This window comes from Burkholderia sp. Tr-862, from assembly GCF_011753085.1.
Lineage (GTDB): Bacteria > Pseudomonadota > Gammaproteobacteria > Burkholderiales > Burkholderiaceae > Burkholderia > Burkholderia ambifaria.
Map to the genome: position 1 here is coordinate 1 of NZ_VWWG01000356.1, position 1979 is coordinate 1979.

At 72.3% G+C, this 1979-nt stretch carries 3 protein-coding genes and 1 pseudogene; all 4 read right to left on the reverse strand.

Annotated features, from left to right (window positions below):
• A pseudogene (locus F3J14_RS36015) lies at nt 1-177 on the reverse strand (thiamine phosphate synthase); the annotation flags it as partial.
• Entirely contained in the window at nt 174-989 is an 816-nt protein-coding gene (locus F3J14_RS34795) for a thiazole synthase (RefSeq protein ID WP_006755423.1), read from the reverse strand. The gene F3J14_RS34795 and the pseudogene F3J14_RS36015, both read right to left, overlap by 4 nt.
• A gap of 38 nt (nt 990-1027) precedes the next feature.
• Nucleotides 1028-1225, reverse strand: a complete 198-nt coding sequence (gene thiS, locus F3J14_RS34800; protein WP_006762101.1) for a sulfur carrier protein ThiS — start codon at nt 1223-1225, stop codon at nt 1028-1030.
• Nucleotides 1226-1257: 32 nt separating this feature from the next.
• The coding region (locus tag F3J14_RS34805) for an FAD-dependent oxidoreductase (protein WP_166726739.1) at nt 1258-1979 on the reverse strand (722 nt) is incomplete at its 5' end.

Here is a 1979-nt window from a genome sequence, read left to right on the forward strand (position 1 = left end):
GTCGCCGGCCGACACGATCAGCACGTCGCCGTCGACCGGCACGTCGGGCGCCGCGACGCACAGCCGCCACGGCGTCGTGCCGGCCGGCCAGTCGCCCAGGCGTGCGCGAATCCGCTCGGCCGCTTCGGCCAGCTCGTCGGCCGGCGGCCAGAAAGCATCGGCGAAGCGCGCGCTCATGCGCCGCCCCCGTCCTGGTGCCAGAACGGCATCCCGACGACCGGCGTGCTCGCGTGTGCGGTCTCGCGCGCATCCATCGGCCCGGCGAGGTAGGCTGCACGGCCGGCCTCGACACCCTGCGCGAACGCGCGCGCCATGATCTCCGGATGCGTGGCCTGCGACACGGCCGTGTTCAGCAGCACGCCGTCGAAGCCCCACTCCATGACCTGGCACGCATGCGACGGCACGCCGAGCCCGGCGTCGACGATCAGCGGCACGTCCGGCAGCCGCTCGCGCAGCACGCGCAGCCCGTACGGGTTCACGACGCCCTTGCCGGTGCCGATCGGCGCGCCCCACGGCATCAGCGCCTCGCAGCCGACGTCGAGCAGGCGCCGGCCGATCACGAGATCCTCGGTGCAGTACGGCAGCACCTTGAAGCCGTCCTTGACCAGTTGCGCGGCCGCCTCGATCAGCCCGACGGGGTCGGGCTGCAGCGTGTAGTCGTCGCCGATCAGCTCGAGCTTGATCCAGTCGGTCTCGAAGACCTCGCGCGCCATGTGCGCGGTCGTCACCGCCTCGGCGACGGTCTGGCAACCGGCCGTGTTCGGCAGCAGCGGCACCGCGTGACGCTTGAGCAGGTCGAAGAAACCGGCTTCGGCGGTGCCGCCCGTCATCTGGCGGCGCAGCGCGACCGTCACCATTCCGGGACGCGACGCGGCGATCGAATCGGACAGCGACTGCAGCGACGGATAGCGCGACGTGCCGAGCAGCACGCGGCTTGCGAAGGTTTCGCCGTACAGCGTCAGCGCGTCGGCGGAAGTGAGGGACGTCATGTCGTTTTCCTGGAAGAGCGGGGGCGAACCGGCGGCGCTCAGCCGCCTGCGACGGGGTGCACCACGTCGAGCTTGTCGCCCGTCGCGAGCGCGCGCGCCGCATGCTGCGTGCGCGCGACGAAATTGCCGTTCAGCGCGACCGCGTACGGCGGACGCGCGCCGAACGCCACGAGCGCGTCGGCCACCGTCGCGCCGTCGGGCAGCGTCAGGGTCTGTTGGTTGATCTGGATATCCATGAGGCTTGATCGAATTCGGTCGGCGGCGCGCATCAGGCCGGCTGGCGGGCGTCGTCGCGGTGATGAAGGAGCGCCGGCCAGCGCGCGGCATCGCGCCACGCGGTGAACGCATCGGCATCGGCGAACGCGCCGCCGAGCGCGGCCTGCGCGAACGCAACCGCCGCATGCGCGACTTCCGGCGCGATCATGAAGCCGTGCCGGTACAGGCCGTTGACGGCGAGCGTCGTCGCGCCGTCCCAGATCACCGCCGGGCGGTGGTCGGGCAGCGTCGGGCGGCACTGCGCATTGAGCTCGAGGATGCGCGCCTCGCCGAACGCCGGGTGCACGGAGAACGCCGCGCTCAGCAGTTCGAGCGCGGAGCGCACGCTGACGGGCGACATGTCCTCGCCCTCCACCTCGGTCGCGCCGATCACGTACAGGTCGTCCTGCTTCGGCGCGATGTACAGCGGATAGCGCGGATGCAACAGCCGAACGGGCCGCGTGAGCCCGATGCCGGGCGCGCGCACCCGCGCGACTTCGCCGCGGATGCCGCGCAGCGCGGGCAGTGCGGATTTCGCGCCAAGACCGCGGCAATCGATCGTGAAATGTGCGTCGGGCCGGTTCGCGTCGTCGATCGTCGCGTGCCAGTGCAGCTCGACGCTGCGCTGCGCGAGGCCCGCCGCCAGCGCACGCAGCGCCTGCCGGTTGTCGAGCTGACCTTCGCGCGGCAGCAGCAGGCCGCGCGCGAAGCGCCCCGCGAGCGCGGGGCGCTTCG

What these genes read in the sequence shown, in the direction of transcription:
- F3J14_RS34795 (WP_006755423.1), bottom strand. Translation starts at nt 989, where the DNA reads ATGACGTCCCTCACTTCCGCCGACGCGCTGACGCTGTACGGCGAAACC.
- thiS (WP_006762101.1), bottom strand. Translation starts at nt 1,225, where the DNA reads ATGGATATCCAGATCAACCAACAGACCCTGACGCTGCCCGACGGCGCG.